This window comes from Campylobacter concisus (assembly GCF_902460415.1).
Taxonomy (GTDB): Bacteria; Campylobacterota; Campylobacteria; order Campylobacterales; family Campylobacteraceae; genus Campylobacter_A; species Campylobacter_A concisus_Y.
The window spans coordinates 92026-98337 of the sequence record NZ_CABPTY010000003.1; the positions used below are offsets into that span (position 1 = coordinate 92026).

General features: G+C 39.0%; 7 protein-coding genes. All 7 read left to right on the plus strand.

The genetic code is table 11. The features are described 5' to 3' along the window. Positions 1 to 185: 185 nt before the first annotated feature. The 7 genes from FZ940_RS09660 (at position 186) to FZ940_RS07940 (ending at position 6110) form a co-directional block, all read left to right on the plus strand. Positions 186 to 494, plus strand: a complete 309-nt coding sequence (locus FZ940_RS09660; protein ID WP_262367621.1) for a hypothetical protein — start codon at positions 186 to 188, stop codon at positions 492 to 494. Between the two features lie 117 nt (positions 495 to 611). Beyond that, the gene (locus tag FZ940_RS09665; RefSeq protein WP_262367622.1) at positions 612 to 1859 is read left to right on the plus strand and encodes a TonB-dependent receptor domain-containing protein; all 1248 of its coding nucleotides are present in this window, start codon (positions 612 to 614) and stop codon (positions 1857 to 1859) included. A 29-nt stretch (positions 1860 to 1888) separates the two neighbouring features. After that, on the plus strand, positions 1889 to 2383 hold the full coding sequence (locus FZ940_RS09670) for a TonB-dependent receptor domain-containing protein (protein WP_262367623.1): 495 nt from the start codon (positions 1889 to 1891) through the stop codon (positions 2381 to 2383). An 83-nt stretch (positions 2384 to 2466) separates the two neighbouring features. Beyond that, positions 2467 to 3309 carry a class I SAM-dependent methyltransferase gene (locus tag FZ940_RS07925; RefSeq protein WP_148822164.1) on the plus strand — a complete coding sequence of 281 codons (843 nt, stop codon included), beginning with the start codon at positions 2467 to 2469 and terminating at the stop codon, positions 3307 to 3309. Next, positions 3302 to 4312 (plus strand): FecCD family ABC transporter permease, encoded by a 1011-nt coding sequence (locus tag FZ940_RS07930; RefSeq protein ID WP_148822165.1) that lies wholly within the window; start codon positions 3302 to 3304, stop codon positions 4310 to 4312. The genes FZ940_RS07925 and FZ940_RS07930 overlap by 8 nt, the downstream gene beginning before the upstream one ends. Continuing rightward, positions 4309 to 5085, plus strand: a complete 777-nt coding sequence (locus FZ940_RS07935) for an ABC transporter ATP-binding protein (RefSeq protein ID WP_148822166.1) — start codon at positions 4309 to 4311, stop codon at positions 5083 to 5085. The genes FZ940_RS07930 and FZ940_RS07935 overlap by 4 nt, the downstream gene beginning before the upstream one ends. A gap of 11 nt (positions 5086 to 5096) precedes the next feature. Further along, positions 5097 to 6110, plus strand: coding sequence for an ABC transporter substrate-binding protein (locus FZ940_RS07940; protein WP_148822167.1), 1014 nt, complete (start codon positions 5097 to 5099; stop codon positions 6108 to 6110). Positions 6111 to 6312: the final 202 nt, after the last annotated feature.

The window sequence follows — 6312 nt, forward strand, 5'->3', positions numbered from 1 at the left end:
ATTATATTTATAGTATTTATTTATCTTGCCAAAGCTATGAAATTTTTAAAAATCGTTCTCATAATGCCCTATCATAGCTTTTTTAAATAAAATGTATTTTTAAATATTTAATAAATCAATAAATTATATTTAATATTTGTTTTAGTAACATTTCAGACGTAAAATTTTTATAAAAGGAGTAAAAATTGAGTTACAAAATCTCGGTTGCAACATGTGCTGCACTTTTGATGTGCAGTGGTTTTTTAAGTCAAGTTTTTGCTGTGCAAACGACAAAGCTTGAGGGTATTGAAGTAAATTCGGTCGGTGACAACATCAGTGAGAGCGGTATTGATGAGGGAATTTTAAACAAAAGAGTAGCCGCTGGTCCTTTGGCTGACAAAAAAGTCTTAGATATGCCTTATCAAGTAAATACGATCTCAAAAGAGGTTCTTGATAACCAAGGTGTTCAAGGTTTTGAAGATGCAGTTAGATACTTCCCTTCAGCACAAATTTAATATCGTGGTGGAGCTGAAATCGGTCGTCCACAAACTCGTGGTTTTCAAGGTAGTGTAATCGGTAATGTCTTTTGGGATGGTTTTTATGCTGCATCAACTACAGCTATACCTATGGCGATGTTTGAGAGCCTTCAAGTGCAAAACGGACTTGCTGGCTCACTTTATGGTGCTGGTGCGCCTACAGGGTATTTTAGTTACTCTCGTAAGCGTCCGGTTCCGCTTCAAAACATCATATGGAGTGATTACAGCTCAAGGTCAAATTTAGGCGTAGGTCTTGATACTTCAAATAAATTTGAAAAAGTCGGATATAGAGGTGTGTTTTACTACTCAGGCGGTGAAAAGAATGCCAAAGATAGTAAATTTTCTCGTCGTTTAGCCTCACTTGGACTTGATTTTTACCTTACAGAGAATTTGACACTTGAGACAAACTTTAGCCATTACGAGCATGAAAATTCTGGAATGCCGGGTGGATTTAGTATGCCACTAACAAACGGAGTGGCAAAATTTGATGTGCCAAGCCCTGTAAAAGATACTAAAAGGGGACTTGGTCAGACTTTTGGGGGTAATTATCTAAAAACTCAAACAGCTAGTGTAAAACTAAAATATGCTCCAACAGACAACTGGTACTTTGAGGGTGGCTATCAGTGGCAAAATGCTTTAAGAAATATGTATGGTCCTAGTAATACTTTTTTAAATAGTGACGGCAAATTTAATGTAAAAGAAGATTATACTCGTAGCGGTGCTTCTGGTAAATTTCAAGTCCATAGCTGGTTTGCTAAGGCTAACACTAGTTTTGGAACAGGAAGCATAGTTCATAACGTAGGTTTAGCAACTAATGGATATAGATTTAAAATTTATTCAGGAAAAACTACTGGTGGCAACAAAGATTACGGCGATTCTTATTTAAGTAACCCAGTGGTTTTTAATAATGCTCATGTAAATAGAGGCGATGGCTTATACAAATCAAGATACTCAGATACTAAAAATATAGTATTGGTAGATGATATAGCTTTCAACAATAAATTTAGCACTATCTTATCTTTCTCAAATTCATGGTTTCAAAGCAATGTCATAAATAAAAATACTGGCAAAAAGACAAAAACTTATGACAAAAATGGACAAAGTTATGCGGTCAGTTTTGTTTATAAGCCTATTGAAAATTTAAATCTTTATACAACTTACGCAGACAGTATCTCAGACGAACAATCGTCATACACATTTCCAAACTCACATCCAAGACGAGGAGAGATGATCGTAATAGAGCCTATCAGAAGCAAGCAATACGAACTCGGCGCAAAAGCTAGGATAGGAGAAATCGATTTACAAGCGGCGGTATTTGAGATCAAGCGTCCGGTACGTATCTAGTCGGTAGCGGAGCGAATGCGCAATATAAAATACAAGGCACGCAAAGAAACCGTGGTTTTGAGCTAACCACCGGCGGCAAACTCGTAGATAATCTAAGCGTTTACGGCGGATTTACTTTACTTAACGCAAAGATAAAAAATGCCAAAGACGGCGTATCGGAGGGTAAAACCGTTATCGGCGAGCCTAAATTTCAGGCAAACGTGCTATTTGATTACGTAGTACCGAATACTAACAAGCTCGCATTTACTACGAATTTCCACTATACCGGTAAACGTTACATCGACAATGCCAACGCTTATAGCGTAGACGGATACTTCACGACCGATATAGGCGCTAGATATACGACTAAAAACTGGATCGGCAAGGAAGCTACTATCAGATTTAACGTAAATAATCTGTTTGATAAAAAATACTGGGCGGGAATGTTTCCTTCCGACGTGGACGGAGCGATCGCCGGCAGAGGAACTTCGCTTTTCTTAGGACAAAGTAGAAATTTCATGCTCTCCGCGCAAGTTAAATTTTAAGTCTTAAAAGCCGAATTTATTTCGGCTTTAGCTGTTTAAATTTGCTCTTTTCTAGAGCAAATTTAAGTAACTAAGGGAGAAAAATGCAAGGACTAGTTAATTATCAAGCCATTTTTGAAAGAGCTTTCGCCTCTACTTTACAAAAAGTAAAAGGCGGCCAAAAAAGCGGCGTGGATTGGGATACAGTGGCAAATATGTATAACGAGATGACTAGCATGGAAGCAGGCTCGACGCTAAATTTACTCTCGCTTTTGCCGCTTAGCAAAGAAGATAGCGTGCTTGACGTGGGCTGCGGTCCGGCAAGGCTTAGCGTGCCACTTGCAAAGCTAACAAAGAGCGTAAGTGCGCTAGATCCGTTTGCAAAAATGCTTGAATACGCTAAAAAAAATGCAAAAGAGGCTGGAGCGAAAAATATAAATTTCATCCAAAAAGACTGGAGTGATGAGCAGAGTTTAAAGAGCTTGCCAAAACACGACATCGTGCTAGCATCACGCTCAGTTGGGCTTTTTGATATAAAAAAGCTTTGCAAATTTGCTAAAAAATATGTCGTGATGACCTCTTTTTTAATGGATTATCCAAGCTTAAAAACGTTCTGGCAAGACTTCCTAAAAGGGATAAAAGATGAAAATGAGACAGGTCTTAGCGATAGGAGATTTGGCTATAACTTTATCTTTAATATCGTCTATGACATGGGAGCAAATCCAAATTTAAAGATAATTGACACCATTTTTGAGAGGGATTTTGCTAGCCTTGAAGAGGCGTTTTCTTATTTTAGATTTGTCGGTGAGATCACGCCTGAAAAAGAAGAAATTTATAAAGAAAATGTAAAAAGCTACCTCACAAAGACCAAAAGCGGCTTTAAATTTAAAAGAGAGACGAAGAGCTATCTTATCTGGTGGGACATGCGGGAGATAAAATTTGAGTAGCCAAAAGATCATTTTCGCATTATTTGCGCTTCTTTTGCTGGTGCTCTTTTTTTCATTAGGTATCGGACGCTACGAGATAAGCTACGTTCAAATTTTTGAGTTTATAAGATCAGCCATTTTAAACGAGCAACCAAGCGACGAGCAAGGCTACACGGTCTTTACGCTCATTCGCTTGCCAAGGGTGCTTTTTGCCGTCCTTGTTGGTGCAGCGCTTGCTAGCTCTGGAGCTGTCTATCAAGGCCTTTTTAAAAATCCTCTAGTCTCGCCTGACATCCTTGGTGTCTCAAGTGGCGCAGCTGTTGGAGCTAGCGTGGCTATCATCTTAAATTTTAATTACATAGGCGTGCAGCTTAGTGCCTTTGCTTGCGGTCTTTTTGCGGTTTTTGCTGTTGTTTTTATAAGCAGCGTCATCGCAAAGGGCAGGTTAAATTTACTCGTGATGGTGCTAACTGGCATCGTCATCTCATCTCTTTTTGGGGCGCTTAGCTCGCTTATAAAATTTCTAGCTGACAGCGATGATAAGCTACCAGAAGTCACTTTTTGGCTGATGGGAAGCCTTGCAAGAAGCGGCGGATATAAAAATTTAGCTCTGCTTTTTTGTGTAGTTATGATCTGTCTTGTGCCACTTTTTATGCTTCGCTACAAGCTAAATACGCTTAGTTTTGGCGAAGAAGAGGCTAGGGCGATGGGACTAAATGTGAAATTTTACAACATCATAATCATCATCGCCTCGACACTTCTAACCGCTACTTGTGTCTCATTTTGCGGTATCGTGGGCTGGGTAGGGCTTGTCATCCCTCACATTATGCGCTTTGTCGTGGGAGCAAATTTCATCACACTCTTTCCAGCTTCTCTGCTTGGCGGAGGGCTATTTTTACTGATAGTCGATACCACTTCACGCAGCTTAATGGCAAGCGAGATCCCACTTGGCGTCATCACTTCACTAGTTGGCGCGCCTCTTTTTGTCTATCTGCTCTATAAGAGCAAAAAGGGTTTTGCGTGAAATTTGAGATAAAAAATTTAAGCTGCGGCTACGATAAAAAGGTCGTTATAGAAAATTTCAATGCAAATTTACAAGATGGCGACATCTTTTGCCTGCTTGGTAGCAATGGCGTTGGCAAAACTACGACGTTTAAGACGATACTTGGTTTTTTAAAGCCACTTGGGGGAGAAATTTTAATAGACGGCAAAGACGCGCTAAAGATGAGCGAGAAAGAGCGAGCAAGCTTTATAAGCTACGTCCCGCAAGCTCACACACCGCCATTTGCTTTTAGCGTTTTTGACGTGGTGATGATGAGTGCAAATGCAAGACTTGGTATATTTGAACGCCCTAGCAAAGAGGATGAGAAGATAGCGCTAGATGCGTTAAAAACGCTAAATTTAGAGAGTTTTAAAGATAAAATTTACACCGATCTAAGTGGTGGCGAGCGGCAAATGGTACTGATAGCTAGGGCATTAGCGCAACGCTCAAAGGTGATGCTACTTGACGAGCCAACGGCAAATTTAGACTTTGGTAATCAAATGCGAGTTTTAAAAGAGATAAAAAAGCTCGCAAAGCAAGGCTACATCATCATCCTCACCTCTCATCAACCAGAGCAGGTCTTTTATCTAAACGCAAAGGTCGCGATGCTTGGGCGTGATAAAAACTACATCTACGGCGAGGCTAGCGAGGCGATGAGTAGCGAAAATTTAAAGAAAATTTACGGCGTAGATATACGAGTGGTGAAAAATATCATCGATGAGCGCGAGCATTACTCTTGCGTGATGGCGGATTGAAAGGAGAAAATATGTTTAAGAAAATTTTATTTTTGGCTTTTTTGCTTGTTAGTTTGCAAGCAAGAGTGGTGCTTGATAGCGACAATAAAAAGGTAGAAGTGCCTGATGTGATCGAGCGTGCGACGCCTTTGATAGGGGCTTTTGTGCAGGTCTCTGCGATGCTTGGCAACGAAGATCATATAATTAGCGGTGCGCCAAAACTGCCTCCACTTATGTCAAAAATTTTTCCAAAAATAAAGAGCAACGATAACAAAAGTGGCATGCTAAGCAGCAGCGTCGAGACGATCATAGCGTCAAAAACGCAAGTTGTTTTTGGGCCAGTTAGCATGATGTTTGATGAAAATAGCAAGGCTCAGCTAGAGAGCGCTGGCATCGCAGTTGTGAAGATAGATAAATTTCAAAGCATCAAAGAGATACAAGACAGCTTTAGCAAGATCGCTGAAATTTGGGGCGAAAAGAGCGTAAAAAGGGCGCGTGAGTTTAATGACTATTTTAACGAGAATATAAAATTTGTAAGCCAAAAAACAGCAAATTTAACGCCAAAAAAGAGAGTTTTGGTGCTTAACTACAACTCAGGAAACTTTAGCACCATTAGCCAAAAAGATATCGGCGCAGAGTATATTGGCGTAGCTGGTGGCAAAAATTTAAGCTCAGAGCTAAGCGATGGTGATTTTAAAATTTCAAAAGCGATAAATGAAGAGCAAGTCATCATCTTTAACCCAGACATCATCATCACAAATTCGCAAAAAAGTACCGATGCTATCGCTAAAAATGCATCATTTGCCAAGCTAAAAGCTGTGCAAAATGGGCAAATTTTTGTAGTGCCAAGTGGCGTTTATCTTTGGAGTGTAAGAAGCGCTGAAGGTGCGCTCTATCCGCTTTGGCTAGCTAAGACATTTTACCCAGAGCAGTTTAGCGATCTAAATTTAGAGCAAAAAACAAGAGAGTTTTACGAGAGATTTTATAACTACAAGCTAAGTGATAGCGAGCTAAAAGAAATTTTGCACCCAAAGGGTGAATTTTGATAATAGGACAAAAATAAGGTTATTTATTATACTTAATATATTTATTTAAGTATAAAAGTAAATTTATCTTTCTAATATCCTAAAAAAGAGCTTTTAAAGCTTAAAAACTCAAAAATAAAAATAAACTTCAAATTGGTAGAAATTTTTATATATCTTATAAATTTTTCTACCATTAAATTTATATAAATTACCTTTAAAAGCC